At 64.3% G+C, this 26,151-nt stretch carries 24 protein-coding genes and 1 tRNA gene; 12 read left to right on the forward strand and 13 right to left on the reverse strand.

Features of this window, described 5'->3' with window-relative positions; translation table 11 throughout:
• Positions 1–32: 32 nt before the first annotated feature.
• Complete coding sequence (locus tag EAG14_RS14685; RefSeq protein WP_199173490.1) at positions 33–1,004, reverse strand: tripartite tricarboxylate transporter substrate binding protein; 972 nt, start codon at positions 1,002–1,004, stop codon at positions 33–35.
• 139 nt (positions 1,005–1,143) lie between these two features.
• Here EAG14_RS14685 and EAG14_RS14690 point away from each other — a divergent pair, with 139 nt between their 5' ends.
• A complete protein-coding gene (locus EAG14_RS14690; RefSeq protein ID WP_099658488.1) occupies positions 1,144–2,076 on the forward strand; it encodes a LysR family transcriptional regulator in 933 nt (310 codons plus the stop codon).
• Positions 2,077–2,086: 10 nt separating this feature from the next.
• Here the strand turns inward: EAG14_RS14690 and EAG14_RS14695 are convergent, their stop codons facing one another.
• From EAG14_RS14695 to EAG14_RS14705, 4 genes are all read right to left on the reverse strand, one after another.
• Positions 2,087–2,839 carry a carbonic anhydrase gene (locus tag EAG14_RS14695; protein WP_121729335.1) on the reverse strand — a complete coding sequence of 251 codons (753 nt, stop codon included), beginning with the start codon at positions 2,837–2,839 and terminating at the stop codon, positions 2,087–2,089.
• 258 nt (positions 2,840–3,097) lie between these two features.
• Positions 3,098–4,966 carry a chorismate-binding protein gene (locus EAG14_RS14700; RefSeq protein WP_121729336.1) on the reverse strand — a complete coding sequence of 623 codons (1,869 nt, stop codon included), beginning with the start codon at positions 4,964–4,966 and terminating at the stop codon, positions 3,098–3,100.
• A gap of 247 nt (positions 4,967–5,213) precedes the next feature.
• Complete coding sequence (locus EAG14_RS23780; protein ID WP_256371471.1) at positions 5,214–5,348, reverse strand: hypothetical protein; 135 nt, start codon at positions 5,346–5,348, stop codon at positions 5,214–5,216.
• Positions 5,333–5,770, reverse strand: coding sequence for a hypothetical protein (locus EAG14_RS14705; protein ID WP_240456797.1), 438 nt, complete (start codon positions 5,768–5,770; stop codon positions 5,333–5,335). The genes EAG14_RS23780 and EAG14_RS14705 overlap by 16 nt, the downstream gene beginning before the upstream one ends.
• Before the next feature lie 186 nt (positions 5,771–5,956).
• On the opposite strand from EAG14_RS14705, the gene EAG14_RS14710 reads away from it, so the two are divergent.
• The gene (locus tag EAG14_RS14710; protein WP_162996011.1) at positions 5,957–7,612 is read left to right on the forward strand and encodes a HAMP domain-containing sensor histidine kinase; all 1,656 of its coding nucleotides are present in this window, start codon (positions 5,957–5,959) and stop codon (positions 7,610–7,612) included.
• Positions 7,609–8,331: a response regulator transcription factor gene (locus EAG14_RS14715; RefSeq protein ID WP_121729338.1), complete on the forward strand. Its 723-nt coding sequence runs from the start codon at positions 7,609–7,611 to the stop codon at positions 8,329–8,331. The genes EAG14_RS14710 and EAG14_RS14715 overlap by 4 nt, the downstream gene beginning before the upstream one ends.
• A 75-nt stretch (positions 8,332–8,406) precedes the next feature.
• Here the strand turns inward: EAG14_RS14715 and nadA are convergent, their stop codons facing one another.
• From nadA to EAG14_RS14735, 4 genes are all read right to left on the reverse strand, one after another.
• Positions 8,407–9,537, reverse strand: a complete 1,131-nt coding sequence (gene nadA, locus EAG14_RS14720; RefSeq protein ID WP_121729339.1) for a quinolinate synthase NadA — start codon at positions 9,535–9,537, stop codon at positions 8,407–8,409.
• Positions 9,534–10,412 (reverse strand): carboxylating nicotinate-nucleotide diphosphorylase, encoded by an 879-nt coding sequence (gene nadC / locus EAG14_RS14725; protein ID WP_121729340.1) that lies wholly within the window; start codon positions 10,410–10,412, stop codon positions 9,534–9,536. The genes nadA and nadC overlap by 4 nt, the downstream gene beginning before the upstream one ends.
• 180 nt (positions 10,413–10,592) lie before the next feature.
• Positions 10,593–11,939: an ankyrin repeat domain-containing protein gene (locus tag EAG14_RS14730; protein ID WP_121729341.1), complete on the reverse strand. Its 1,347-nt coding sequence runs from the start codon at positions 11,937–11,939 to the stop codon at positions 10,593–10,595.
• Between the two features lie 293 nt (positions 11,940–12,232).
• Positions 12,233–13,231 carry a diguanylate cyclase domain-containing protein gene (locus tag EAG14_RS14735; protein WP_121730492.1) on the reverse strand — a complete coding sequence of 333 codons (999 nt, stop codon included), beginning with the start codon at positions 13,229–13,231 and terminating at the stop codon, positions 12,233–12,235.
• A 268-nt stretch (positions 13,232–13,499) separates the two neighbouring features.
• Between EAG14_RS14735 and panB the strand changes: the two genes are divergently transcribed.
• Together panB and panC are read left to right on the forward strand one after the other, a co-directional pair.
• Positions 13,500–14,372, forward strand: coding sequence for a 3-methyl-2-oxobutanoate hydroxymethyltransferase (gene panB / locus EAG14_RS14740; RefSeq protein ID WP_121729342.1), 873 nt, complete (start codon positions 13,500–13,502; stop codon positions 14,370–14,372).
• A gap of 33 nt (positions 14,373–14,405) precedes the next feature.
• Positions 14,406–15,266: a pantoate--beta-alanine ligase gene (gene panC, locus EAG14_RS14745; RefSeq protein ID WP_121729343.1), complete on the forward strand. Its 861-nt coding sequence runs from the start codon at positions 14,406–14,408 to the stop codon at positions 15,264–15,266.
• A 31-nt stretch (positions 15,267–15,297) separates the two neighbouring features.
• Here panC and EAG14_RS14750 read toward each other — a convergent pair whose 3' ends face one another.
• Positions 15,298–15,726, reverse strand: a complete 429-nt coding sequence (locus tag EAG14_RS14750) for a hypothetical protein (RefSeq protein ID WP_121729344.1) — start codon at positions 15,724–15,726, stop codon at positions 15,298–15,300.
• Positions 15,727–15,751: 25 nt separating this feature from the next.
• Entirely contained in the window at positions 15,752–18,205 is a 2,454-nt protein-coding gene (locus tag EAG14_RS14755) for a UvrD-helicase domain-containing protein (RefSeq protein ID WP_121730493.1), read from the reverse strand.
• A gap of 28 nt (positions 18,206–18,233) precedes the next feature.
• Here EAG14_RS14755 and EAG14_RS14760 point away from each other — a divergent pair, with 28 nt between their 5' ends.
• Positions 18,234–18,959 carry a hypothetical protein gene (locus EAG14_RS14760; protein ID WP_371414361.1) on the forward strand — a complete coding sequence of 242 codons (726 nt, stop codon included), beginning with the start codon at positions 18,234–18,236 and terminating at the stop codon, positions 18,957–18,959.
• A 204-nt stretch (positions 18,960–19,163) separates the two neighbouring features.
• Complete coding sequence (locus EAG14_RS14765; RefSeq protein WP_099740499.1) at positions 19,164–20,141, forward strand: GMP reductase; 978 nt, start codon at positions 19,164–19,166, stop codon at positions 20,139–20,141.
• 158 nt (positions 20,142–20,299) lie between these two features.
• Here EAG14_RS14765 and EAG14_RS14770 read toward each other — a convergent pair whose 3' ends face one another.
• A complete protein-coding gene (locus EAG14_RS14770) occupies positions 20,300–21,181 on the reverse strand; it encodes an alpha/beta hydrolase (RefSeq protein WP_121729345.1) in 882 nt (293 codons plus the stop codon).
• Between the two features lie 95 nt (positions 21,182–21,276).
• Here EAG14_RS14770 and EAG14_RS14775 point away from each other — a divergent pair, with 95 nt between their 5' ends.
• From EAG14_RS14775 to EAG14_RS14790, 4 genes are all read left to right on the forward strand, one after another.
• Positions 21,277–22,197: an NAD(P)-dependent oxidoreductase gene (locus EAG14_RS14775; RefSeq protein WP_121729346.1), complete on the forward strand. Its 921-nt coding sequence runs from the start codon at positions 21,277–21,279 to the stop codon at positions 22,195–22,197.
• A gap of 80 nt (positions 22,198–22,277) precedes the next feature.
• Positions 22,278–22,353 (forward strand) — tRNA-Lys (locus EAG14_RS14780).
• Between the two features lie 187 nt (positions 22,354–22,540).
• The gene (locus EAG14_RS14785) at positions 22,541–23,215 is read left to right on the forward strand and encodes a hypothetical protein (protein ID WP_121729347.1); all 675 of its coding nucleotides are present in this window, start codon (positions 22,541–22,543) and stop codon (positions 23,213–23,215) included.
• Between the two features lie 302 nt (positions 23,216–23,517).
• The gene (locus EAG14_RS14790) at positions 23,518–23,994 is read left to right on the forward strand and encodes a DUF2262 domain-containing protein (protein WP_121729348.1); all 477 of its coding nucleotides are present in this window, start codon (positions 23,518–23,520) and stop codon (positions 23,992–23,994) included.
• 89 nt (positions 23,995–24,083) lie between these two features.
• Here EAG14_RS14790 and EAG14_RS14795 read toward each other — a convergent pair whose 3' ends face one another.
• Positions 24,084–24,437 (reverse strand): hypothetical protein, encoded by a 354-nt coding sequence (locus EAG14_RS14795; RefSeq protein ID WP_121729349.1) that lies wholly within the window; start codon positions 24,435–24,437, stop codon positions 24,084–24,086.
• A 624-nt stretch (positions 24,438–25,061) separates the two neighbouring features.
• On the opposite strand from EAG14_RS14795, the gene EAG14_RS14805 reads away from it, so the two are divergent.
• Positions 25,062–25,718 (forward strand): hypothetical protein, encoded by a 657-nt coding sequence (locus tag EAG14_RS14805; protein WP_162996012.1) that lies wholly within the window; start codon positions 25,062–25,064, stop codon positions 25,716–25,718.
• Positions 25,719–26,151 lie beyond the last annotated feature (433 nt).

A 26,151-nucleotide genomic window follows, 5' to 3' on the forward strand; every position in this document is an offset into this window, starting at 1 on the left:
TTTGAAATGGATAAGGTGCTTGAATAGGGTGCTTATTCGTTGACGATCTTGCGTTCGCTGATGATCTTCTTCCACTTGGCCAGGTCGTCCGCCACCATCTTGCTGAACTGGGTGGGCGTGCTCGTCACGGGCTCAATGCCCAGCGTGGTGAGCTTGTTGCGCACCTCGGGGTCGTTCAGCGCCTGGTTGGCGGCGGTGTTCACCCGGGTCACGATGTCAGCACCCAAGCCCTTGGGGCCGTACAGGCCAAACCAGGTATTTGACTCGTAGCCGGGCAGCGTGTCGGCAATGGGCGGCAAGTCGGGCGCCAGCGGGCTGCGCTTGAGCGTGGTGACGCCCAGTGCACGCAGGCGGCCATCGCGCACGTGGGGCATGCCGGTGGGCAATGAATCAAACAGCACATCAAGTTGGCCGCTCACCAGGTCTGGAATCGCCAGCGCCGTGCCCTTGTAGGGGATGTGCGTCACATACAGGCCCGCCTGCGCCTTGAAGAGCTCGGCCGTCAGCTGCACGATGGTGCCGTTGCCGCTGGAGGCGTAGTTGAGCTTGCCGGGGTTCTTTTTGGCGTACTCGATCCACTCTTTGACCGTCTTGGCGGGCGAACTGTTGGGCACCAGCATGATGCTGGGCGCATTGCCCACGTGGGCAATCGGTGTGAAGTCGCGCACGGTGTCGTAGGGCAGCTTGCCGCCCATGGCGGGGCCAATCGAATGCGTGCTGGTGGTGGCCAACAGCAGCGTGAGGCCATCGGCCGGGGCCTTGGCCGCCAGGTCTGACCCGAGGCTTCCGCCCGCGCCGGGCTTGTTGTCCACCACGATGGAGGTGCCCAGCTTTTCTCCCATCTTCTGCGACAGGGTGCGCGCAAACAGGTCGGTGGCACCGCCCGCTGGGAAGGGCACGATCAGGCGGATGGGTTTGCTGGCCTGGGCCAGCGCTGCAGGCACGGTGGCGCCCAGTGCCAGGGCGGCGGCCAGGCCGCGCAGAAAGTGGTGGCGACGGATCATGGATCGATTCCTTGCAAGAGGGGGGGAGCGGAAACAACGAAAAGAAGGCGCCTTCAACGTCCCCAATGTAGGCGCTGGCCATCCATCAAAACAGATAATCAAAATTATTTCGCTATGACGTCATGTCATACATAACGCCATGAAACCCTCTGCCGCCCCTGCTGATGAAGTCTCTTTGCAGCAGTTCCGCGCCCTGGCCGCCATTGCGCAGACGGGCAGCTTCACGCTGGCGGCCGACGCGTTGCAGCTGACGCAGCCCGCCGTCAGCCACCTCATCAAGCGCATGGAGCAGCAGCTGGGCCAGCCGCTGGTGGTGCGCGGGCGGCGCATTCGGCTCACCGATGCCGGGCAGATGATGGCCGACACGGCCCAGCGCGCGCTGCGCATGATCGACGAGTCGGTACACGCCTGTCGCTCGCAAGCACAGCTGCAGGAGGGCCGGGTGGTGGTGGCCGTGGGGCACCTCACGGCAGGGGCGCTGCTGCCCGCGCTGCTGGCGCGCTTTTCGAAGGCGCACCCCCAACTGGTGGCCACGCTGCACGACAGCAATGCCGCGCAGATGGTGGCGCAAGTGCTCTCACGCGAGGCGGACTTGGCCCTCGGCTCGGACATCGGGCAGACGCATTCAGAGCTGGCCACCGAGCGCCTGTTCAGCGAGCGCATGGCGCTGTTTTTGCGGCACGACCACCCCTTGGCCCAGCGCGCCAGCGTGCAAGGGCGCGACCTGGATGGCCTGCCCCTGGTGCATGTGAACCCCGATGCCGTGGTGTGGCGCGCCATCAGCCGCGAGCTGAGCGCCGTGGCCAATGTGTACCCGCAGGTGGTGCACCATGTCTCGATGCTGACCACGGCCTTTGGCATGATCCAGGCGGGCGCCGGGGTGGCGCTGCTGCCGCGCTATGTGGCGCGCCTCATGCCGCCCGATCTGCGCGCCGTGCCCATCGTGCGGCCGGTGCTGGAGTTTCCGGTGGTCGCCATCCGCCTGGCCAAACAGCCGCTGAGCCCAGCGGCCATGGCCTTCTTGGCCATGGCACGGCAGCACCTCAAGCCCTTGGCCACAGGTGCATCGTGACGCAGGCCGCTCAGGTGCTTTCTTTGATTACCCGGCCGTTCAGGGGCTGCACGGGCCGTGCATTGGCGTTGTAGACCTTGCGGAACGACTTGATTTGCTGCGGGCTCAGCTTCACGGGGTCTTTGAGCACCATCCACTGCACCCCTTCGGAGCATGGTGGCGTGGTCAGCGAGCCTTCAAAGCTGTAGTAACCCTTCTTGGCAGGCAGCAAGGCGCCCAGGTCCAGCGTCAGGCCATCGACCGTCACCTGCTCGCCCACGCGTGGCAGGTGGGCAAAGATAGGTGCCCATGCGGCGTTGGCCTTGCCCGGCTGAATCAGCACCGCCACCACGCCCAGCCTGCCGTCTTCGCCCTTGTGCACAAAGTGCGCCACCATGGCAGTGTGCTTGCCCGCCACGGCTTCTTCGCTGGGGGTATGGAAGTGGAACTGCAGCAGCTCCAGCTTCTTGCCATCGACCACCAGGCTGTTGCCCGCTGGCAGGTTTACCTGCACGGTGTGGCCGTTGTTGACCAGCGTGGGGGCTGATGCCGTGTACTGAAAGTCCAGCGCAGGCAGGTCCGCCTTCACGGCGTTGCGGATGTCAATGGGGCTTTGCGATACGCCCCGGGCGCAAGCCTCAAAGCCCGCTTCCAGCTCGCCCCAGTGGGCTGCGCCGTGTTTGCCCTTGTATTCCCAGTGTGGGGCATGTTGTGCAAAAGCCAGCGAGGCGCACAGCGCCACCGAAGCCAGGGCGATTTGTCGAATCCAATGATGGTGTGTCATGGTTTTTGGTGATGATCAGACAAAGGACATGCCCCTCCTCAAGCAGCGCACGCGTTCACCCCACGACCATTGGAAAGATCAAACAAGGAAGGGCTGAAACAACAAACCGTGGAGCTTTGTGCTGCTGCAGCAAGGCGCGATGGCCTCGCCGGTGCACATGATGATCGCAACAGCGTGTACAGAGCAAGAGCCAACAGGCATGAACGCCCACCCACCCCCAAAAAAAAGATCGCAGGGGTGCCGACCGCAGAGCGGCGCTTACGCCACGGGCAGGTCCGACGGTAAAACACGCGCCGCCAACCAGCCCCGCAAGCTGTTTACAAAGGCCCATTCGCGCACCTGCGGCACATCGCTCACGCGCAGCACGGCCTCCACCACGCGGCCTTCGCGCAGGGCCACGGCGCGGCCCACGCCGGGTAGCAGGCCGCTGGCCAGGGGCGGGGTCACCCAGCGGCCATCGGGCAGCAGCGCGGCGATGTTGCCGCGTGTGCATTCGGTGATCTCGCCCGCCCCGTTGTAGAGCAAGGTGTCAAACACCCCAGGCTGCGTGGCCGCGTCGGGTGTGAAGGTGTCGTAGTGGGCGCGGCGCGTGGTTTTGAAGCGGGTGAACTCGCTGTGCGCCTCGGCCAACGGCTGCCCAGCCAGTTGCAGCAACACGGGCACGGCGGTGGGCTGCGTGGCGAAGGCCTCGGCACGCGGCTGGCCCGTGGCGTTGAGCAGCAAGCGCACGCGCCACAGCCCCTCGGGGTGCTGCGCGGCCAGGGCCTGCAGGCATTGCTGCACACGGGCAGCATCCCAGGCAAAGCCAAAGTGCTGCGCCGCCCCGGCCATGCGGGCCAGGTGCTCGCCCACGTGGCGCAATTGCCCAGCGTCCAGCGCCAGGGTTTCCAGAATCTCAAACGGCATGCTCGCCCTTTCCACAAAGGCGCGCTTATGGCGCCACTCGTTCCACTCGGCCTCAGCCTCGGCCCCCGAGGTGATGCCACTGCCAATACCGCACACCGCCTGCGGTGCGCTGCCCGGCCCCTGCGTGCGCAGCACCACGGTGCGGATGGGCACATTGAAAGTGGCCGCCACTGGGTGCAAGCCCTGGACAAGGCCTGGGCCCGCTGCGCGGTCAGTGGCCGGGCCCGCAGGCCGCACCACGCCCACCGCGCCGCAATACACGCCACGCGGCCCGGCCTCCAGCGCGCGGATCATCTGCATGGCCCGCACCTTGGGCGCACCGGTGACGGAGCCGCAGGGGAACAAAGCCGCAAACACATCGGCCAGCGTGGTGCCGGGGCGCGTGCGGGCCACCACGTCCGAGGTCATCTGCCACACCGTAGGCAACGCCTGGGTGGCAAACAGCGCAGGCACCCTCACGCTGTGGGGCAAGGCCACACGCGATACGTCGTTGCGCAGCAGGTCCACGATCATCACGTTCTCGGCACGCTCCTTGGGGGCGGTGCGCAGGTGTTCGGCATGGGCTGCGTCTTGCTCAGGGGTCGCGCCGCGCGGGGCCGTGCCCTTCATGGGGCGGGCCAGCAAGGGCCCCTCTCCTGCCGGGCTGTCCAGCCCTTCCTGCCAGTCAAAAAAAAGCTCAGGCGACACGGACAGCACCTGCTCAGGCCCCGCGTCGATGCAGGCCGCGTAGCCCTGTGGCTGGGCGCGGTGCAAGGCGGCAAACAGGTCTGCCGCATGCCCGTGCAGCATGCCCTGCAGCGGCGCGGTGTAGTTCACCTGGTACAGCTCGCCGTTGCCAATGGCCTGCTGGATGCGGGCAATGGCGGCATCAAAGTCCTGGCGCGCCATGCCTGCTTGCCAATCCACGCTGGGGGCATCGCCGGTTACGCCGAGGGGCGGCGCGTCCGCAGCCCAGGGCTCGGCGTGGTCGTACACGGCGAACCAGGCCAGGGGGCCATCGGCCGCATGGGTCTGCAAGGCGGCATCGAACGCGGCAGCCGCTTCGTAGCGCACATAGCCCACGCACCATGATCCCTGCCGTGCGGCGGCGTGCACAGCGTCCAGCACCGCACGCACCTGGGTGGGCGCATCGGCGCGCAGCACCTGGCGTGGCACGCCAAACTGGCAGCGCAGGCGCGGCGCGTCAGGCAGCAGGGGCTGGGTGAAGTCGATGCAGGACATAAAGAGTCAAACTGGCCCCTAGGGCAATCCAATCAAGCGCAAGCAGCTATTCTTTTCATAGCAAACCAGCCAGCACGCCGGGCCTTGCGGCCCCACGTTGCCAGCTACCTGCGCCAAGGCAAAGGTGGCAAGGATAGCCACATTGCGCCCACCCCTGCAGCGCAACCCCTTGACCACCCGCCTTGCGACATTGCCTTCATCTCGGCCCGGCAAGGGGCTTCACGCCCTCCATCAAGCCCTCAAACCCTCATTGGCCGCTGTAGGGCAAGGAGGAGTGGTGGACCACGATGCGCAGCTTGCCCGCATCGTCCTTCACATACGACCAGGTTTTGTCCACGGTCGTCACCTTGCCGTCCTTGCCGGTCATCACCACGTTGCCCATGCTGGAGGCCGAGTCGCCCGCGACAAACACAGCGGCATTCGTGGCTTCGCAGCGCGTCCAGCCCTTGAGGGCAAAGCCCGTGTCCTTGGGGAAGTTGCTGTCGCCCCCACAAAGTAGGCCAGCGCGCCCGCGCGGGTAATGCGGAAAGTTTGCGGCGCGGCCGCCAGGGTGGGCTTGAACAGCACGGCCCCCAGCTGGTAGCCGTAGGCGGCGTCGATGACTTTCTCGGCCAAGGCCTTGGCGGCGGGCTGTCCGCCCTTGTCGTTAGCAGCGCTGATGTCCACCAGCGCCTGGCACCAGGCCGCCTGCGCGGCGGTGACTTCGGATTCGGTGATGGCCCGGTTCACCACGGTGGCATGGCCCAGGGTGCTGAGCCCGGCAAGAACGAGGGAAGCAAGAGGAGCGAGGTGGCGTGCTTTCATTTCAGGGGTTCTTTCACAAGCAAGTGTTGGATTGGCAGTGGATGCACGGGATGTGCAACCACAGCTCTGCATTGGAAAAGGCTGGCATGAAACACCGATGGACGCCACATGAACGGTGCCTGAGGCGAACATTAACGCCGGATGAACACGGGCTGCGGCGCAGGCTTTGCAGCGACAATCCCGGCCATGTTCCGCCGCCGACTCAGCCTCGTCCTCGTCCTGCTGGCCGCCGCCGTCACACTGCAGGGCCTGGCGGCCGTGGTGGCCGTGCGCGAGGCCGAACGGCAGGTGGTGCGGGGCCGCGTGGCCAGCGACACCCTGCAGCGCTTTGTCGAGCTGTCCTCCACCAAGCAACGCCTGCGTGCCTGGGCCACGCAGCACCAGATTGGCGCAGGCGGCGCCCCTTCCGAGCGCGACACCCTGGTCGAGCGCATGCAGGCGCAACTGCAGTCGCTGGTGGCGCTGGCGCGCGATGCCGAAACCATGGGTCTTGCCGAGGAGGCGCCAGAAGAACACGCGGCCCGCCTGGACGCCCTGCGCGTGCTGACCCACAGCGTGGCCCAGCTGGGCGCAGCGGTGCGCGAGATGCAGCCCCTCTCGCCCGAGGTGCAGGCCAGCGCCGTGTGGAACGCGCTGACGGCGGTGTTCGAGCAGTCCGAAGGGCGCGACCTGCGCGAATTGGTGGCCCAGAGCATTGCACGCGAACAGGCCGCCATGCAGCGAGAGCGCGCCGCTGCCGATGCCTCTTTGGCCCGCATGCGGGCGCTGTGGATTGGCACCGCCCTGGCCCTGGCGCTGGGTGCCTTGGCGGCCACGCTGTACTTTGGGCGCGCCTTGCGCCGCCCCCTGCATGCGCTGGCAGACGGCGCACGGGCACTGCAGCAGGGGCAGCTGCACCACCGCATCAACCTGCCGGGCCGCAACGAGTTTGCCGATGCCGCGCGCAGCATGAACGCCATGGCCGACGAGCTGGAGCGCCACCGCCAGCGCGAGCAGCAGCAGCGCCAGGTGCTGGAAGCCACCGTGCGTGAGCGCACCGCCGACCTGCACCAGGCCAACGAATCGCTGCAGCGCACCGACGTGCGGCGGCGCCAGCTGCTGGCCGACATCAGCCATGAACTGCGCACGCCCACCACCGCGATCCGTGGCGAGGCCGAAGTGACCCTGCGCGGCGGCGAGCGCCCCGCCACCGAATACCGCGAGGCATTGGCCCGCATCGTCGACATCTCACGCCAGCAGGGCAAAGTGATTGACGACCTGCTGGCCATGGCCCGCACCGACATGGAGACCTTCAGCGTGGCCCGCGAGCCCGTGGCGTTGCAGCAGCCGGTGCTGGACGCCCTGGGGCTGGCCACGGCCCTGGCGGCCGAGCAGGGCGTGCGCCTGCAGGCAGAGGGCGCCCTGCCCGACACCCTCACGGTGTTTGGCGATGCCCAGCGCCTGACGCAGTTGGTGCTGCTGTTGCTGGACAACGCCATCCGCTACTCGCACCCGGGGGGCACCGTATCCTGGCGTCTGCTGGCAAAAGACGGCTGGGCCGAGTTGCAGGTGCGCGACGAGGGCATTGGCATCCCGGCGGCCGAGCTGCCCCAGGTGTTTGAGCGGCATTTCAGGGGCAGCGCAGCGCGCCAGCACCGTGCCAGCGGCAGCGGCCTGGGCCTGCCCATTGCCCGCGCCCTGGCACAGGCCCATGGCGGCGCGCTGCAGCTGCACAGCCCCTGGCCCCCAAGCACCGAAAGCAGCACCGATGGCGGCACCTGCGCCGTGCTGCGGCTGCCGCTGTGGCATGGCGCCGAGACAGACACCCCACGGAACGCGGGCACCACCCCAGACACGGCATGAACATCCTTTTGGTGGAAGACGATCCCCGGATCGCAGACTTTTTGATGCGCGGCCTGCGGGCCGAAGGGCACAGCGTGCAGCGCGCGGCCCACGGCGTGGAGGGGCTGGCGCTGGCGCAAGAGGCCGCCCGCACCGCCCAGCCCAGCGACGCGCCCACCGTGCTGGTGCTGGACTTGATGCTGCCCGGCATGAACGGCATGGAGATTTGCCAAACCCTGCGCGCCGCAGGTGTGGCGCTGCCCATCCTGATGCTGACGGCGCTGAGCACGCTGGAAGACCGCGTGGCAGGGCTGCGCATGGGTGCGGACGACTACCTGTGCAAGCCCTTTGAATTTGAAGAACTGCTGGCCCGCCTGGAAGCCCTGGCCCGCCGCGCCCGCCCCTTGCTGCCGGGCCGCGCCAGCCGCCTGCAGGTGGACGACCTGGTGCTGGACCGCGAAAGCATGAAGGCCACGCGCGCCGGCCAGGCCCTGACGCTGACAGCCCGCGAGCTGGCGCTGCTGGAGCTGCTGATGAGCGCCCCGGGCCGCCTGTTCAGCCGCGAACGCATCCTGGCCAGCGTGTGGGGCCACAGCGAAGACCCGCTGACCAACGTGGTGGACGTGTACATCCGCCGCCTGCGCAGCAAGATCGACGACGGCCACGCCACCGCGCTGATCCACACCGTGCGCGGGCTGGGCTACCGGATGGAGGCGCAAGCACCTTCGGCGGCGACATGAGTCAATTCTTTGAGTAAAAATCACTGCCAGCGCTTGACTCACAAGCGCTGGAAGCTACATTTTTAATAGCAAATATTAAGCAGCGCCCAGGTGCGGCACCAGGCCCGCCGTGGGCTGCCCATTTTTAAGCGCAGCGGTGAAGGCCAGCATGCGGTCAATCGGCTGGCGTGCACGGGGGATGAGCGCGGGCTCTACGTGCACGGCGTTGGCCCCAGTCTCCAGCACGCGGGCCACATCGGCCAGGCCATTCATCGCCATCCACGGGCAATGCGCGCAGCTCTTGCAGGTGGCGCTGTTGCCCGCCGTGGGGGCTTCGTAGAAGGTTTTGCCGGGGTTGAGCGTGCGCAGCTTGTGCATCATGCCGTTGTCGGTGGCCACGATGAACTCGGTGGCATCCATCTCGCGCGCGGCCTTGAGGATCGCGCTGGTGGAGCCCACGGCATCGGCCAGGGCCACCACGTCGGCGGGGCTTTCGGGGTGCACCAGCACCTTGGCATGTGGGTGCTCTTTTTTGAGCAGCTCCAGCTCCAGTGCCTTGAACTCGTCGTGCACGATGCAGGCACCGTTCCAGAACACCATGTCCGCGCCCGTTTCGCGCTGGATGTAGGCGCCCAGGTGGCGGTCTGGCGCCCACAAAATCTTCTGGCCTGCGGCCTTGAGGGCGCTCACGATCTCCAGCGCGCAGCTCGATGTCACCAGCCAGTCGGCCCGTGCCTTCACGGCTGCGCTGGTATTGGCGTACACCACCACGGTGCGGTCGGGGTGCTGGTCGCAAAACGCGCTGAACTCGTCGATGGGGCAACCCAAATCGAGCGAGCAGGTGGCGTCCAGATCGGGCATGAGCACGGTCTTTTCCGGGCTCAAAATCTTGGCCGTCTCGCCCATGAAGCGCACACCGCTCACCACCAGGGTCTGTGCGGCGTGGTCGCGGCCAAAGCGGGCCATCTCCAGCGAATCGCTGACCAGGCCGCCGGTTTCCTCAGCCAGGTCCTGCAAGTCCGGGTGCACGTAGTAGTGCGACACCATGACCGCGTTCTTTTCCTTGAGCAGGCGGCGGATCTTGTCTTTCAGCGCGGCACGCTCGGCCTGCGATGGCTCGGGCGGCACGCGCGCCCAGGCGTGTTTGGTGGAGCAGACGGCGCCAGATGCAGCCTCTTCGGGCTTCTCGTACTCAACGTCAATACGGTTCAGGGCTACGGTGCTCATGCCAGCTCCTGTAGACGCATCGAAAAATCGGTGGCCTTCACATCCTTGGTCAGCGTGCCAATCGAGATGCGGTCCACGCCCGTCTCGGCCAGCTCACGCAGGCCCGCCAGCGTCACGCCACCGGAGATTTCAAGGATGGCACCACCGCCCGCGTGCGCAGCATTGATGCGCACCGCCTCGCGCAGCATGGGCAGCGGCATGTTGTCCAGCAGCACCATCTTGGCGCCCGCATCCAACGCTTCGGCCAGTTGCTCCAGCGTCTCCACTTCGATCTCGATGAAGCTGGCCTGCGCGGCCACAGCCTGCGCAGCTTTCAGCACCGCCGTCACGCCACCGGCGGCGGCAATGTGGTTCTCTTTGATGAGCACGGCGTCGTGCAGGCCAATGCGGTGGTTGGTGCCGCCGCCCACGCGCACGGCGTACTTTTGCGCCAGGCGCAGGCCGGGGATGGTCTTGCGCGTGTCCACAATGTGGGCGCGGGTGCCTGCCACCACGTCCACATAGGTGCGCGTTTTGGTGGCCACAGCCGACAGCAGTTGCAGAAAATTCAGCGCGGTGCGCTCGGCACTCAGCAGAGCACGGGCATTGCCCTCCAGCTCCAGCACCACCTGATCGGGCGTGCAGCGCTGGCCCTCTTGCACGTGCCAGGTGATCTGCACCGTAGGGTCCAACGCGCGCAGGGCGGCTTCGGCCCAGGGGGCGCCGCAGATCACGGCGTCTTCGCGCGCCAGGATGCGCGCACGGGCACGGCAGGCGGGGTCAATCAGGCCAGCCGTGAGGTCGCCAGTGCCCACATCTTCGGCCAGGGCGCGGGCTACGTCGGCCTGGGCCAGTGCGGCCAGGGCCGCAGCGGTTTCATCGTCTCGATTTTTCATGGAGGGCAAGCATAGCGGCATCGCACAGACGCGCGGCACTTTTTGACGGATGCCGTGGCGCCTGTTTGCGATCTCGCAGCGGCATTGGCAGGACTTGATGCCAAGCGGGGTGCACCATGGGCCATGAGCAACGGCCCAGTGCAGCCAAGGATGCCCGCCCGGTGGACGACGGCAAGGCCGTCAGTCCGCCTCGTCAGCGGGACCGTGCGGGCGGCGGCTGGCAAGCAGATCGGCAGGCGTTCTACCGGCCACATTGCGGGCGCCATCGTCCGCACCGTGGCTGCGCAGCAGGTCGATGACCTTCGGGTTGTCATCCAGCGCGAACCAAAGCGTCCCCCCGCCCGGCTCGTTCACCCACGTCTGGCCGCTGCAGTAATGCAGCGCCGTGTTGCCGTACGCGTCTGCCGCGTGCAGGTCGGCCCCGGCGGACAGCAGGTACTGGACAAGCGCCAGGTCGTCTGTCAGCGCGGCCGCCATCAAGGCCGTGCCAAGGCGGCCCACCGGCCCCTTGAACGCGCTGGCGACCTTTGTCGCGCGGGCATTCACGTCGCAGCCCAGTTCCTCTACCAGATAACGCACCATCTCCAGCTTGCCGGGCACGATGCTATAGGCAGAGCAAGCGCCAACCAGCAGATCAGGCCCCGCGAGGTGCGCGTGGTGCTGGGCGAGCTTGCGCACCATGTCCAGCGAAAGGCTGCGGACTGCGCCCTGCAGCGCGCCCGCGTTGACCGTTGCGCCGTGTGCCATGAGCAGATCGACGAACTCCACGCTGCCGGACTCTGCCGCCAGGCCCAGGGCGTCCGAGCCATCCCTGTTGCGCGCGCCCATGTCCGGACGGCGTTGCAGCACGGTGTGCAGGTTGTGCACGTTCCTTTCCCACTCTTGTGCCGCGTAGGCTTCTTCTTCCGGGTCGTCGTCGTCGTCGCCCTCGTCGCCGTCGGTATCGGTGTCGCCGTCCATCTGCGCATCTGCACGCGCCGAAATGGCCCAGCGGTAACTCGTGCTCGCCGCAAGCAACGGCGTGTCGCCGTTGTAGTCGCAAAAGTCCACGCTGCCTTCGCTGGCGATCACGGCATCGAGTTCGGCCAAGGTGATCTTGCGATCTCCCATCTCGCTGATGAAGTCATCGGCCGCTTCGCTGGCGTGGTGGCGAGCGTCCTGCTCGTCGTCCACATCCTCACCGGCTTCGATCATCGCCAACTTGGTCCCCTCGGACAGGGAGCCCGGGTTCTCTTCGTGCGCCAACGTTTCAATGAAGTCCCAGTAGTAGACCGAGAGGTCCGCGCTCTCGCTGCTTGCAAAAGGCACCAGCACCAGATCGCCGCCATCCACATCGCATTGCGTGCCCAGCAGCTCAAACGCCCGCGCAAGATAGCGCGTGCTGGCGAACTCTTCGGGGTTCTGCAGGTAGTCCGCAATCACCATGTGCTTGGGGCACCCGCGCTGCAAGCTCTTCAAAGCGGCGGCATGGTCGGCCGCACGGATTCGGAAGGCTCCGGGTTCACTGACAAATGCGTTGGTTTGCATGGTTTCGCGCTCTCGTCTTAGCTGGGTTAGGTTTGAAATGGTTACTTGGCCCTCAGCGGGCCCAGCGGGCACTGCGATGGAGCACAGGGGGCGAGCAATGCAGCGGGGTTGTTCCAGGGCTCGCTCACCACCCAGTCGCCACAGCGGCCGGTTGCGGTGGATGTTAGCCAGAGCATTGCGTTGTGCACTGGACAAGTTGTCCGGTGGTGCCTTTCAGCGGCAACGGGCTGCACAACACCAGCCTGAATATCAGCACTGCGGGGCACAACAGGGATCAGGCAGGGCTCCTGCGATCAGCGCTGCGCCAGGTGCTCCTTGGCCGTCACCTGCAATTCGTAGCTGAAGAAGTGGTTGCGCCCCAGCGCCTTGGCGGCGTACAGCGCTTCGTCTGCCCGGGTGATCACCCCCAGGTACGTGGTGGCCTCGTCGGGCACACAGGTGGAGATGCCCCCAGACACCGTGACGAACTCGGACACTGACGACGCTGGGTGCACCAGCTTGCGCCCCGCCAGCACCTCCGTCAGCGCCCGCGCAAACATCATGGCGCCAGAGCGCGGGGTGTTGGGCAAGATCAAGCCAAACTCTTCGCCGCCCACGCGGCAGGCCACGTCTCCCGGGCGCTGGCAAATGCTGGCCAGCAGGCGCGCCACGGTCTTCAGACAAATGTCCCCTTCGGGGTGCCCGAGCGCATCGTTGTACTGCTTGAAAAAGTCGATGTCGCACATCATCAGAGTAAGGGGCTTGCCCTCGCGCCGGGCCATGCGGATCTGCTCGTGCAGCACCCGGTCAAAACCGCGGCGGTTCACCAGTCCGGTCAGTGCATCGCGCTCGATGAGCGAATTGAGTTGGCGATTGGCTTCGTACAACTCCTCCGTCACCGTCACCAGACGCCGCTGCATGGTCAACAGGCGCTGCATGGCGCGGATCTTGGCGGCCAGCACCGTGGAGCGCACGGGCTTGACCAGGTAGTCATCACCCCCAGCCCGAATGCCCTCCCAAAGGTCTTCGTCGCGGTCCATCCCGGTCAGGAAGATGATGGGCGTCCAGCGGCCATCGTCCAGGTCGCGGATGCGCTCTGCAATCCAGTAGCCATTGTGGCCGGGCATCATGATGTCCAACAGCACCAGGTCGGGCCGGTGCTGCCCAAAGGCCGCCAGCGCCTCATCGGCCGAAGCGGCCTCGATCACCTGCTCGGCCCCCATGCGCAGCAGCTCCAGGCACAGGTGCTGGCGCACCGAGTCCTGGTCATCCACCACCAAAATCCGCAAGTCGGTGTTTTGAAGAATTGTCATCGGCCGCCTTTCCTGCAGCTTGCGCTCGTGGGCCTGCGCACCTGCATGTCTCTGTGCATTCGTTGGCAGCCCCTCCACGGGAGGCTGCATCTCTGTGGGCCATTGTGCGTCCAAAAATGTGAGGCTCTGGCACTTGCCCCTAAGGGCTTGCTTCGCGTTCGGGACCGCTTTCCTTTGGAGACCAAGGTCTGTTTGAAAGAAATCCCCCTGTCTGACATAGACTCTCGGCAATTTTTTGGAGACAACGCCCCCACGAGGGCGAGCCTGCATGAACCAACCCAGCACCACCCCCTACGGCACCCTGCCGCCCGCATCGCCCCTGCCCCAGCGCCGCCCCGTGAGCCTGCCGCGCCTGGCGCAAATGCGCGAGGCTGGTGAAAAAATCACCATGCTCACCGCCTACGACGCCACCTTTGCCGCCGTGGCCGATGCGGCGGGCGTGGACTGCATCCTGGTGGGCGATTCGCTCGGCATGGTGTGCCAGGGCCTGCCCAGCACCGTGGGCGTGGCGCTCGACACCATGGCCTACCACACGGCCAGCGTGGCGCGCGGCCTGCAGCGCGTGCAGGGCACCGCCTGGCTGGTGGCCGACCTGCCCTACGGCACCTATGCCGAAAGCCGCGAACAGGCCCTGCGCAGCGCCTGCACGCTGATGCAGGCGGGCGCGCACATGGTCAAGCTCGAAGGCGGCGGGTGGACCGCACCGACGGTGGAATTTCTGGTGCAGCGCGGCGTGCCCGTGTGCGCCCACCTGGGCCTGACGCCCCAGACCGTACACGCCCTGGGCGGCTACCGCGTGCAAGGCAAAACCGACGAGGCCGCCCGCACCCTGCGCAAAGACGCCCACGATTTGCAAGACGCCGGAGCCACCATGCTGGTGCTGGAGATGGTGCCCACGGCCCTGGCCGCCGAGCTGACGGTCGAGCTGCCCCACTGCCACACCATCGGCATTGGCGCGGGCAACGGCACCGCTGGCCAGGTGCTGGTGTTGCACGACATGCTGGGCATGAACCTGGGCAAGATGCCCAAATTCGTCCATAACTTCATGCAGGACGCGGGCAGCGTGCGCGGTGCCATGGAGGCCTACGTGCAGGCCGTCAAGCAAGGCCGCTTCCCCGACAACGCACTGCACGCCTGGTAAGCCCTTTTGGACACGAATACGAAGCCCCACCCCATGCTCATCACCCACACCATCGACGAACTGCGCCAGGCCCTGGCCCCCCACCGCCGCCCCGCCTTTGTGCCCACCATGGGCAACCTGCACGAGGGGCACATCAGCCTGGTGCGCCAGGCCAAGCCCCTGGGCGACGTGACAGTGGCCAGCATCTTTGTGAACCGCCTGCAGTTCTTGCCGCACGAAGACTTTGACAGCTACCCCCGCACCTGGGAGGCCGACTGCGCCGCCCTGCAAGGCGCGGGCTGCGATGTGCTGTTTGCCCCGCGCGAGGCCGACCTGTACCCCCAGCCGCAAACCTTCAAGGTGCACCCCGACGCCGCACTGGCCGACCTGCTCGAAGGCCACTTTCGCCCCGGCTTTTTCACGGGCGTGGCCACCGTGGTGATGAAGCTGTTTGCCTGCGTGCTAGGCCAAACCGGCGGCGTGGCCGTGTTTGGCAAGAAGGACTACCAACAGCTCATGGTGATCCGCCAGATGGTGCAGCAGTTTGCGTTGCCCATCACCATCGTAGCGGGCGACACGGCCCGCGCGCCCGATGGCCTGGCCCTCAGTTCGCGCAACGGGTATCTGAGCCTGCACGAGCGGCAAGAAGCCGTGGCCCTAGCCCACGCCCTGCAGCAACTGAGCGAGCGCTGGCTGGCCGCCCACAGCGCCACGCCGCTCACCGCCCCAGCCCACGCGCTGGAGCAGCAGGCCATGGACGTGCTGCGTGCCCGTGGCTGGCAGCCCGACTACCTCACGGTGCGCCGCCGCGCCGACCTGCAACCCGCCACCGCCCACGACGGCGCAGGCACCCTGGTGGCCCTGGGCGCCGCGCGGCTGGGCAGCACGCGGTTGATTGACAACCTGGAGTTTTGACGACGAGGCAGGGGCGGTCTGCAGGCAGCAGCTACCCAAGCGAGCGACTGATTGCCTGCCAGGCTTGGCGCAAAGAGCCCTGGTACAGCCACCCCAGCCTACACATGCCGTACAGCGACAGCGATGCGGGAAAGTTCACATCCCGCATCAACGCCAAAACGGCGGGGTCCTTCAAAGACCAGTAGAGGACGTAGCAGCCGTCCACGGTCAACCAAGCCAGAAACAGCGCCAGTGGCACAGCGCGCCAATGGCGCCGCACAAGCACCCGCAAGCTCCAGGGAGCGGTGGCGTAGGCCAGCAGGCCCATGATGAAGCTGATGGGAATGTCCCAGTCCGGCGCGGGCGTCAGCTCTGCCCCCAGCAGCAGCAGGCCAATGCCCAACGCCAGCGTGGCCAGTTTCCAGCGCCGCTGGCATTCACGCCACTGCGTGCGCCATTGCAGATCGGGCGGAAGTGCCATGCCTGTCGGGTGCCTTCTGCGGGCGTCAGTCCACCACCGTCAACTTCGCCACGCTCAGCGCCAGCCACTTGGTGCCGTGGCGCGGGAAGTTGACCTGGGCACGCGCGTCGTCGCCCGTGCCTTCAATGGCCAGCACCTTGCCTTCGCCAAACTTGGTGTGAAACACGGCAATGCCTGCGCGCAGGCCGTGCGAGGGGGCGGCCTTTTGCGGGGGCACCGGGGGGCTGGCAAAGGTTTCAGACTTGAAGCCAAAATTGCCTCTGGCGCTTGATCCATAAGCGCTACCAGCTCCCGAATTAGGAGCATAGGCACCAAAACCTTGCTGCTTGGGCGTGATCCACTTGAGGCACTCTTCGGGCAGTTCGTCAAAGAAGCGGCTCTTGACGTTGTAGCGCGTCTGGCCGTGCAGCATGCGCGTTTGCGAGTGGCTGAGGTACAGGCGCTTGCGCGCACGGGTGATGGCCACGTACATCAGGCGGCGCTCTTCCTCCAGGCCATCGCGGTCGCTGGAGGCGTTGTCGTGCGGGAACAGGCCCTCTTCCATGCCGCCGATGAACACGCCGTCGAACTCTAGGCCCTTGCTGGCGTGCACGGTCATGAGCTGCACGGCGTCTTGCCCGGCCTGGGCCTGGTTGTCGCCAGCCTCAAGCGCAGCGTGGGTGAGGAAGGCGGCCAGGGGCGAGAGGGTTTCGCCCGTGTCGGCGTCGACGATGCCCGCTACGGCGGGCTTCAAAGGCTCGTCGAGCATGGGGGCGTTGGGGTTGATCCCTTGGCTGACCACACTTTGGGTGAGCGGTGTGCCATGCTCGTCCAGCGGCAGCGCCACCGCGTCGCGGCCAAAGCCTTCCTGGGTGACAAAGCTCTCGGCGGCGTTAACGAGTTCCTGCAAGTTCTCGATGCGGTCGGCGCCTTCTTTTTCGGTGCGAAAGTGCTCTACCAAGCCGGTGGTTTCGAGCACCTGTTCGATGATGCTGCGCAGGTTCTGCCCTTCGGTCTGCTCACGCAGCACATCCACCATGGCGACGAAAGCCTTGAAGTTGGTTCCGGCCTTGCCGGGCACGGCGCTCACGGCGTCGTGCAGCGAGCAGCCTGCGCTGCGGGCAGCGTCTTGCAGCACCTCGATGCTGCGCGCACCGATGCCGCGCGGCGGAAAGTTGACGACGCGCGTGAAGCTGGTGTCGTCGTGCGGGTTCTCCAAAAGGCGCAGGTAGGCCAGTGCGTGCTTGATTTCAGCGCGCTCAAAAAACCGCAGGCCGCCGTACACGCGGTAGGGCACGCTGGCATTGAACAGCGCAGATTCGATCACCCGGCTTTGCGCATTGCTGCGGTAGAGCACGGCGATTTCCTTGCGATCAAAGCCGTCGCTGCGCACCAGTTGCTTGATCTCATCAACCATCCACTGCGCCTCGGCCAGGTCAGAGCTGGCCTCGTACACGCGCACGGGCTCGCCCGCGCCCTGCGTGGTGCGCAGGTTCTTGCCCAGGCGGCGGCTGTTGTGGCTGATGAGGGCGTTGGCCGAATCAAGAATGTTGCTGTAGCTGCGGTAGTTTTGCTCCAGCTTGATCTGGCGCTGCACATCGAACTCGCGCACGAAGTCGGTCATGTTGCCCACGCGCGCACCACGGAAGGCGTAGATGCTCTGGTCGTCGTCGCCCACCGCAATCACACTGCCACGGGCTTCAAAGCGCCCGCCCACTTCGTTGCCCGCCAGTTGCTTGAGCCAGGCGTACTGCAGCTTGTTGGTGTCCTGAAACTCGTCCACCAGGATGTGCTGGAACCGGCGCTGGTAATGCTCGCGGATGGGGTCGTTGTCGCGCAGCAGCTCGTAGCTGCGCAGCATCAGCTCGCCAAAGTCCACCACGCCTTCGCGCTGGCATTGTTCTTCGTACAGCTGGTAGATCTCGACCTTCTTGCGCGCATCGCTGTCGTGGGCTTCTACGTTGGCGGGGCGCAGGCCTTCTTCCTTGCAGTTGGCGATGAAGTACGCGAGCTGCTTGGGCGGGAAGCGCTCATCGTCCACGTTGTGCTGCTTGCACAGGCGCTTGATGGCCGAGAGCTGGTCTTGCGTGTCGAGGATCTGGAAGGTCTGCGCCAGCCCGGCCGCCTTGTGGTGCGCGCGCAAGAGGCGGTTGCACAGGCCGTGGAAGGTGCCAATCCACATGCCGCGTACGTTGACCGGCAGCATGGCCGACAGGCGGGCCACCATCTCCTTGGCCGCCTTGTTGGTGAAGGTGACGGCCAGGATGCCGCCAGGGGTGGCGTGCCCGTTTTGCAGCAGCCAGGCGATGCGGGTGGTGAGCACGCGCGTCTTGCCAGACCCCGCGCCCGCCAGGATCAGCGCGTGGCCTGCGGGCAGCGTGACGGCAGCGAGCTGTTCGGGGTTGAGGTTGTGCAACAGGGGCGAGACGCCAGCCGCAGCGGCCGGGGCAGCGGGCGCGCCGCTATCGGGCGCGTCCGAGAACATATCTTGTGGGAACATGTGCCCATTGTAGAAAGCCACTCGCACCATGGCCCACATGAAGCCCCTTGCCTTTGTTACCAGCACGTTTGCCGCAGCCGCATTGGTATGCCACGCCCCCCACGCAGCGGCACAGGCCAGCTGCAGCAGCGATGGCACAGCGCGCCCTACCGCACTGTTCGAGCGCTTCATCAGCGCTGACTGTGAGGCATGCTGGGCCGACCCGGCCACGCCAGCGCCCTCCGCACCGTCCACCGTGGTGCTGGACTGGATCGTTCCCAGCGCGCAAGGGGATGAGGCGCCGTTGTCTGCGGCAGCGACCAACGACGCCGCACTGCGACTGCAGGCGCTGGGCCGCCAAGCCCCAGCGGGCACCGATGTGGCACTGTCTACCGTAGAGCCCCCTGCCCGCCCCCTGCGCTTGCGGGTGGCCCATGGCCTGCCGATCAATGACTATCTGGGCACGGGCATTGCGCTGGCCCGCACACACGGCGTGACACCGCCCCCACAGGGCTGGCAGTACCACCTTGTGCTGGCAGAAGCCGTGCCCGCAGGCAACGAGGGCACGTTGGTGGCTCGCAATTTGGTCAGAAACATGCTCTCAGGCACATGGAATAAGCGCGAGCAGCTATCAAAAAATGAGCTTTTCTGGTGGATGGACAACCGCCCCATGCGCATTCCCCCCGGCGCGCAGCCACAGCGGCTGCACATGGTGGGCTGGGTGCAGGATGCCGAGGGCCGCGTGCTGGCGGCTGTGCAGTCTGTATGCAGGTAATACGGCCGACGTTATGACAAGCACGCCATAGGCGCCTAGAATCAATCACCGGGCCCAAGTTTCTTGACGCCCGGTTTTTTTGTGCCTGTGCAACCAGGGTTCGGTGGCAGCTTTCACGCTGACACCCACAAAGCCGGTCCCAAGCCAAGCGCCCACCGTGGCAAAAATCCTTTTGCTGCGTCCTTTGATGGAGCTTGGAATCTCATGGAAATCTTCGACTACGACAACGTTTTGCTGCTGCCCCGCAAGTGCCGTGTGGAAAGCCGCTCGGAGTGCGACGCCAGCGTGGAGCTGGGCGGGCGCCGCTTTCGCCTGCCGGTCGTGCCTGCCAACATGAAGACGGTGGTGGACGAAACCATCTGCACCTGGATGGCGCAAAACGGCTACTTCTACGTGATGCACCGCTTTGACTTGGATAACCTGCAATTCGTCAAAGACATGCACGCCAAGGGCTGCTACGCGTCGATATCACTGGGCGTAAAAAAGCCCGACTACGACACGGTGGACCAGTTGGTGGCCCAAGGCATCACGCCCGAGTACATCACCATCGACATTGCCCACGGGCATGCCGACAGCGTGAAAAACATGATTGGCTATCTCAAGGAAAAGCTGCCCAAGTCCTTCGTGATCGCAGGCAATGTGGCGACCCCCGAGGCCATCATCGACCTGGAAAACTGGGGCGCGGACGCGACCAAGGTGGGCGTGGGCCCGGGCAAGGTGTGCATCACCAAGCTCAAGACGGGGTTTGGCACGGGTGGCTGGCAGCTCAGCGCGCTCAAGTGGTGCGCCCGCGTGGCCACCAAGCCCATCATTGCCGATGGCGGCATCCGCAGCCACGGCGACATTGCCAAGAGCATCCGCTTTGGCGCCAGCATGGTGATGATCGGCTCGCTGTTCGCAGGCCATGAAGAATCGCCCGGCAAGACGGTGGAGGTGGATGGCGCGCTGTTCAAGGAGTACTACGGCTCGGCCTCAGACTTCAACAAGGGCGAGTACAAGCACGTGGAGGGCAAGCGCATTCTGGAGCCCGTCAAGGGCAAGCTGGCCGATACGCTGATTGAGATGGAGCAGGATGTCCAAAGCTCCATCAGCTACTCGGGTGGCACCAAGCTCATGGACGTGCGCAAGGTGAACTACGTGATTCTGGGCGGAGACAACGCGGGCGAGCATTTGCTGATGTAGCGCACCGCCGGTGCCGGGGCCTGTGCGACGCCAGGGCGCGTGCAGCGGTCCCGTGCCAAGCGGCGGCACAAGGGCCGCCGCGCTGGCGGCATCTCTTGTCCGGGCTCAGCGCACGTAAAAGGAAAAGGCGTGCAACTCCGCAGGAGGTGGCCCCTGCTTCACGCGCGCAGCAGGTTCAGCGCCATGTGGTGCAGGTCATGCCCCGGCTTGGCCAGCGCGTCCACAATGCTGAAGTGGTGCAGCCCCGGCAGGATCTGGCAACGCGGCACGATGTGCGTGCCCCAGGCATCCTGGATCAAGCGGGCTTGGCGGGCAAACTCTTCGCTCTCGTCACCACCCGCCACGCTGTAAAGCAAGCCCTGCGCCGGGGCTTGCAGCCGCGCCGGGCTTGCCAGCAGCACATGCTGCTCGGTCAAGCGCAAGGTTTGCTGCAGAAACGGGGCGTACATCACGGGCTCCAGATCGTGCACCCCCGAGATGGACAGCACCTTGCGCACCAGGCTATCTGGCAAGCCATTGCCAATGAGTGGCCACACACTGGTGAGCAACAGGGCCGCCAGTTGCCCACCTGCGGAGTGCCCCGCCACGGTGATCCGCTGCGGATCACCGCCATGCTGGGCGATATTGCGCCACACCCAGGCCAGGGCTGCCTCGATCTGTCTGCCGATGTGGGGAACGGTGATGGGAAACTCTGGCGTGCCAGGGCACAAGGCGTAATTGACCACCACCACACAGCAGCCCGCCTGGGTGAACGGCGGCGCAATGAAGGAATGCTCAGACTTGTCGAGCGAGCGCCAGTAGCCACCATGGATGAACACCAGCACGGGCGCCCCCGCGGGGCTGGGCCGCAGCGGCGGGAACACATCCAGCGTCTCGCCAGGCTCTGCGCCATAGGCCACGTCCAGCACACAGGGCATGTTGGCACGCACTTGGGCAGAATCCTGCGCCCAGCGCTGCAGGTAATCCATGTGGTCAGGCACCAAAGCGCGGTTGTTGTACATGCGCTCTAGCCAGGCGGGGTCGTGCAGCGGGAGAGACATGGCGTGTGGCTCCTTCAAAACAGGCTCCCATCATCTTGCCAACGCCCCAAAGCTGCAAGCTACGTGACAGGCTGAACGCACCAAAACGGAACATCATGCGTGCAGAGACAACTCCGCGCGAGATCAAAACTATGACCCCTCCTTCGCTCCGCATCGCCGTTTTGGGCATTGGCAACATGGGCGACCCCATCGCCCGCCGCCTGCACCAGGCAGGGCACCAGGTGCACGCCTGGAACCGCACCCGCACGAAGGCAGAGCCGCTGGCAGCCCTGGGCATTGCCGTGCACACCACGGCGGCAGAGGCCGTGCAAGGCGCAGACCGGGTGGTGAGCCTGCTGGAAAACGGCACGGTGGTCGAGCAAGTGCTGTTCGAGCGGGGTGCAGCACAGGCCATGCGCCCTGGCGCACTGTTGATCGACATGGCATCCATCCAGCCCCGCGAGGCCCGCGACCATGCCGCCCGGCTCGATGAAATGGGGCTATCCCATGTGGACGCGCCTGTCTCTGGAGGCACCGTAGGTGCAGAAAACGGCACGCTGGCCATCATGGCAGGCGGGCGGCCAGAGGACTTTGCGCGCGCACAGCCTGTGTTTACCGCACTGGGCCGCGCAACCCATGTGGGCCCTCACGGTAGCGGGCAATTGGCCAAGCTGGCCAACCAGATGATCGTGGGCATCACCATTGGCGCCGTGGCCGAGGCCCTGCTGTTCGCCGCCAAAGGCGGCGCCGACATGGCCAAGGTGCGCGAAGCCATCCAAGGCGGCTTTGCCGACAGCCGCATCCTGCAGTTGCATGGGCAGCGCATGGTCGAGCGCGACTTCGCTCCCAAGGGCCGCATGGCCGTGCAACTCAAGGACATGCGGAACGCGCTCGCCACCGCGCAAGAGATTGGATTCGACGCTCCCGTCACCGCGTTGTTTGAAGCCCTCTACGCCGAGGGCGTGGAGCACGGCCTGGGCGAGCTGGACCACAGCGGACTGTTTGTAGAGCTGGCCAGCCGCAACGCGATGCAATAATTTTTAACCTGATTTGCAAAGTGCCTAAAAAGTAGTGCATAATACGAGTCTCTGCTGCGATGCAGACAAATAAAAAGTTTGGGTTCTTAGCTCAGTTGGTAGAGCAGCGGACTCTTAATCCGTAGGTCGAGTGTTCGAGTCACTCAGGACCCACCAAACAAAGCCGCAAGGCACAAGAAGCCGATGCTATACAAAATGTAGCGTCGGCTTTTTTGTTTCTGGCGCAAATGTGACGTTTTATGTGACGTGTCACATATACAGTGCTTGGCGCAGCCCGGACACTGGCCGCAACCGGCCAGGAGCGGTCTCTGGCAGTGCAGGGCCGATGCTAAGCTCGATATCTATGCCCTTCATGAATTGCCGCGTCTGCGCCATCCTTTTGGCCATTGCATTTGTCGCTACCCAGGCAATCGCTGAGGAACTGAGCAATGGTCATCCTCGGCTACGGACGATTGCGTTGCAGGAGCGTGATCACTACGTTCGCAATTTGAAAGAGGCCTACGAGCGGTGGTGCAACGAAAAGGCCAATGTTTGCGTCAACGAACTATTGATTCGGCCCGGCGGCATGGCCGTCCCACCTCCCTACGATCAGATTCGGATGGACCTAGTGTCGAACCTCAACGGAAAGTTCGAGGTGTCTCGGTATGAGCACGAAAAGCCGTTCAAGACTTTCAAGCCTGAAACTATTCAGTATTCAGCGAAGCTGAAAGTGACTATCCACCCGTTCGTTTGGAATCGAGTTGAGGTTCGCTCGAAGCAGCGGCCGACCACAGACAGACCTCTGACCGAATGGGCTGAGCAATGGATGGACATCTCTGACACAAAGAGCGTGCAGAAGGGCGAGCTGCTGGGAGTTGTTCACAGCGTCTTTTATCCCTCGACCAGTCGTGGCTACTGGCAAACGATGGTTGACCTAGGTTCGGCCGAACTCAAGTCGCTGGAAAATCTACTGTCAGTGCTCGAAGAGATGGGCTTCACGCAAGTTGAGATCGGGTCGTTCTCCCCCATTCAGCGGTAGGTAACAACTCGTCCTGCGACCGCTTTGAAGGGGCGTGACCAGCGGCTTTGGGCCCTGAGCTGCCATTGATCTGCTGTCCACAGCCGCAAATTTAGTGCTGGGTTTCTGATTACGGGAAAGCTGTAGGTTGAGAACTTACCGCTTGCCAGATTTCGCGGAGTTTTTATATCTGTGTTTTTCAGAGTTCATTGGTCGCAACCCAAACCCGCAAGCTCCTTCCCGGAGGCGGGAATGTCCAAAATGTCCCGCACAATTCAGCTTGTCCCGCGTGGTTTGCGGGGGATATCACGTTTTAGGAAGTTATGAGCTACCCTGCCGAGTATGCCGGTCTAGGTAGGTTGGTGCTGAGCAGCCAATTTTCGGCTGCATTGGTTGGTCAACTTTCCTACGGAACTGGCCATGTTGATTTCGTCATCGATCCGGATGGCGAACCCATTGAAGATTCGCTTGCACTCGCTGCATCTGCGGCGGGCGCTCTGACCGACCTTGATCGTAGGTGCAAAGAACTTGTGGCGGCGGAGTATCTAGATTCGTACAACACAGGTTGGCGCATTGGCGAGGTGATGCGTCCTGATGGTAATTTCGAGCGATTTGAGAAACCCGCGCTGTCGCCAGCGGAGTTCTGCGAAAAACTGGAGCTGAAGTCCTTTGAGGCCACCGGTGGAACTTTGCTCACATTTTGGTATGACGACGATGGGATGTTTTGGGGTCACAGCCTGTACGTGGACTCCTTTGATGGGGCATTGCTCGGTGACACGCATGTTGCAATGTTCGGTTGAGACGCCGCATAGCATGTCAATCTATCCGACCGCCTATTGTGGTCGCTGCCATTAACCTTGAGCATCCGCCACCGACTGCTTCTGGCCGACTAAAGCCGCTCGATGGAGCGAGCCAGTACCTCGGCAGGAAACGCTGAAAAGTGGCCACACCCCCCCAAATTCGCATCCGGGCTGAGCAAGGTGCCCAGCACCGTGACTCTCTTGCCATGCCACCGCCGAAGCTGCTCTTCGTTGAACCGCAAAGAGCCTAACCCAACGCTCAGCCAAACGCTTGAGGCTTCGAACGGGCCGTCATCTTGCGGGTCACGGCGTTCAGACTTGGGAAAGTGGTCAAGTGCAGTTCCCTCAAACTCGAAGCGCAGAACGCCCTCCAAAGCAACGTCCTGGCCGACCAAGGTCGGTAGTTCATCAAGCGCGGTATTGACGGAAAGTGCAGTCTTCATCGAACTTGGAAGCGGAGGTTGAGCGTCTGGTCTTGGCCGATTCTGCATTTGCCTACGAATGGCCCATCTCATCAAGCCGCCTAAGCTCTTCGGCAGAGTCCTCGGACGCTTGAAAGATGTTTCGCAGGACCTCCGGCGTGATTCGCCTTTCCCCCTCTACGACAACAGGTTGATGCCCGCCTTGCTCCAAGGCAGATAGCAGCGCACGCGCTTTCGCGAAGACGTCTTCTGTTCGGTTGCCAAAAAGCTCTTGGTCAAAGAGTGGCTTCCCTGCCGAGAGACGGTCACGCACGTCGAGAATACCCAGTTTCGTAATACGGCGAACAGAGCTCACCAGCGAGGCAGAAGCGTCGCACGGCGCGGTTGAAATAGTCACGCGACTCATCTTCGTCTTGGGTTGATAGTGAATGACGGGTTTTGGCCGGATTCTGCCCCACGGTGAGGGACGCTGGCGGGCCCTGAGCCGCCGTGGGACAAAAGTACCCCAAAGCTGCCGTTGATTCACTACCCGCTGGCTTGACGTCCAAACCGCGCTGTCTCAGTGCCCGGTGCCTGCCTACTGGCAAGCTATAGTTTGCCGAGTTGACGCGTGCCGGGTTTGTCGGAAATTTTATACCTGTGCTTTTGAACAGCGCACTGACCGCAAGCCCAATCTGCAAGCCATTTTCAGAAGGAATCAGTGTCCAGAATATCCCGCAAGGTCCAGTTTATCCCGCAGGTTTTGCGGGATACATCACGTTAGAGCTACTTATGCCGAGCCGCGCAACCGAGTTGAAGTACGTTCGCCGAGTGCTTGACGCCCATGCCACCCGTTTTCTTGAAGAAAGTGGCATGGATTTCTATCACGATCAGTTTTTCTACAAATACACCGATGAGGCCATCTACTTTGCAGAGGTCGGCGTCTCGGGAGCATTTCGCGGTGAGCACTGGAAGAGCTTGAGTTGTACCTTGCATATCTACTACAAAGACTTGCCGGGCTTTGGTAAGCCACCACTGCACGAATCGGGCAATCCGATACCAACCTATCGACAGTCTCGTCTTAGGTTCATCCAGGAGCGAACCATTGCCCAGAGCGAAATCTACGAGAAACTGAGCAACACAACTTTGGCATTCGATCGCAACTTCTGGCACGTTCTAGATGACGAATCCAATATTCCAGAGGTCATCTCTGATATGGCCACTGTTCTCCGCGAAAAGGGGCTGCCGCTTGTCCAGAGGGAAACTTACTCCCGAGCGTCCATGCTCGAAAGAGAAGTCCTCGCAAAGCAGCGCGCCAAGTGAATAGCTCTAACAATTCCGTCGAGAGGGACGGCCCAAAGCTGCGCTTTGGGTTCCCTCCGCCTTCGGCTCCGGCCGCCCCTCACGTCAAACGTTGAGCGTCCGCTTTCATTTGCCGCCACCGGCTGCTTCTGGCCGAAATCTGTCGGCCATTCATCATAGGCCCGTAACGCAGCCTCGTTTTCCATACAGCGCACGCGCGCACCGACAGAAGCCGTCAAATCCCGTCATGCGGAAGGCTCACAAAACGGGCCGTGAGGCCGCGCCGGGCCTTGCGCGGTATAGGGTCGGCAGGGTCGGCAAAAACGGCCTATCAAGAGGGCGGGCGCGGCGGGGTCTCGACTGCGCGCCGCCGGGTTGAATGGGGTGGGTGCGGGTCGGGTGGGGGCGGGGGCGCCCTCCCCCTCTGGCGCCCCCCGCACAGGGCCAGCGAGGC

The organism is Acidovorax sp. 1608163 (genome assembly GCF_003669015.1).
Taxonomy (GTDB): Bacteria; Pseudomonadota; Gammaproteobacteria; order Burkholderiales; family Burkholderiaceae_C; genus Acidovorax.

What these genes read in the sequence shown, in the direction of transcription:
- EAG14_RS14685 (WP_199173490.1), bottom strand. Translation starts at nt 1,004, where the DNA reads ATGATCCGTCGCCACCACTTTCTGCGCGGCCTGGCCGCCGCCCTGGCA.
- EAG14_RS14690 (WP_099658488.1), top strand. Translation starts at nt 1,144, where the DNA reads ATGAAACCCTCTGCCGCCCCTGCTGATGAAGTCTCTTTGCAGCAGTTC.
- EAG14_RS14695 (WP_121729335.1), bottom strand. Translation starts at nt 2,839, where the DNA reads ATGACACACCATCATTGGATTCGACAAATCGCCCTGGCTTCGGTGGCG.
- EAG14_RS14700 (WP_121729336.1), bottom strand. Translation starts at nt 4,966, where the DNA reads ATGTCCTGCATCGACTTCACCCAGCCCCTGCTGCCTGACGCGCCGCGC.
- EAG14_RS23780 (WP_256371471.1), bottom strand. Translation starts at nt 5,348, where the DNA reads ATGGGCAACGTGGTGATGACCGGCAAGGACGGCAAGGTGACGACCGTG.
- EAG14_RS14705 (WP_240456797.1), bottom strand. Translation starts at nt 5,770, where the DNA reads ATGAAAGCACGCCACCTCGCTCCTCTTGCTTCCCTCGTTCTTGCCGGG.
- EAG14_RS14710 (WP_162996011.1), top strand. Translation starts at nt 5,957, where the DNA reads ATGTTCCGCCGCCGACTCAGCCTCGTCCTCGTCCTGCTGGCCGCCGCC.
- EAG14_RS14715 (WP_121729338.1), top strand. Translation starts at nt 7,609, where the DNA reads ATGAACATCCTTTTGGTGGAAGACGATCCCCGGATCGCAGACTTTTTG.
- nadA (WP_121729339.1), bottom strand. Translation starts at nt 9,537, where the DNA reads ATGAGCACCGTAGCCCTGAACCGTATTGACGTTGAGTACGAGAAGCCC.
- nadC (WP_121729340.1), bottom strand. Translation starts at nt 10,412, where the DNA reads ATGAAAAATCGAGACGATGAAACCGCTGCGGCCCTGGCCGCACTGGCC.
- EAG14_RS14730 (WP_121729341.1), bottom strand. Translation starts at nt 11,939, where the DNA reads ATGCAAACCAACGCATTTGTCAGTGAACCCGGAGCCTTCCGAATCCGT.
- EAG14_RS14735 (WP_121730492.1), bottom strand. Translation starts at nt 13,231, where the DNA reads ATGACAATTCTTCAAAACACCGACTTGCGGATTTTGGTGGTGGATGAC.
- panB (WP_121729342.1), top strand. Translation starts at nt 13,500, where the DNA reads ATGAACCAACCCAGCACCACCCCCTACGGCACCCTGCCGCCCGCATCG.
- panC (WP_121729343.1), top strand. Translation starts at nt 14,406, where the DNA reads ATGCTCATCACCCACACCATCGACGAACTGCGCCAGGCCCTGGCCCCC.
- EAG14_RS14750 (WP_121729344.1), bottom strand. Translation starts at nt 15,726, where the DNA reads ATGGCACTTCCGCCCGATCTGCAATGGCGCACGCAGTGGCGTGAATGC.
- EAG14_RS14755 (WP_121730493.1), bottom strand. Translation starts at nt 18,205, where the DNA reads ATGTTCCCACAAGATATGTTCTCGGACGCGCCCGATAGCGGCGCGCCC.
- EAG14_RS14760 (WP_371414361.1), top strand. Translation starts at nt 18,234, where the DNA reads ATGGCCCACATGAAGCCCCTTGCCTTTGTTACCAGCACGTTTGCCGCA.
- EAG14_RS14765 (WP_099740499.1), top strand. Translation starts at nt 19,164, where the DNA reads ATGGAAATCTTCGACTACGACAACGTTTTGCTGCTGCCCCGCAAGTGC.
- EAG14_RS14770 (WP_121729345.1), bottom strand. Translation starts at nt 21,181, where the DNA reads ATGTCTCTCCCGCTGCACGACCCCGCCTGGCTAGAGCGCATGTACAAC.
- EAG14_RS14775 (WP_121729346.1), top strand. Translation starts at nt 21,277, where the DNA reads ATGCGTGCAGAGACAACTCCGCGCGAGATCAAAACTATGACCCCTCCT.
- EAG14_RS14785 (WP_121729347.1), top strand. Translation starts at nt 22,541, where the DNA reads ATGCCCTTCATGAATTGCCGCGTCTGCGCCATCCTTTTGGCCATTGCA.
- EAG14_RS14790 (WP_121729348.1), top strand. Translation starts at nt 23,518, where the DNA reads ATGAGCTACCCTGCCGAGTATGCCGGTCTAGGTAGGTTGGTGCTGAGC.
- EAG14_RS14795 (WP_121729349.1), bottom strand. Translation starts at nt 24,437, where the DNA reads ATGAAGACTGCACTTTCCGTCAATACCGCGCTTGATGAACTACCGACC.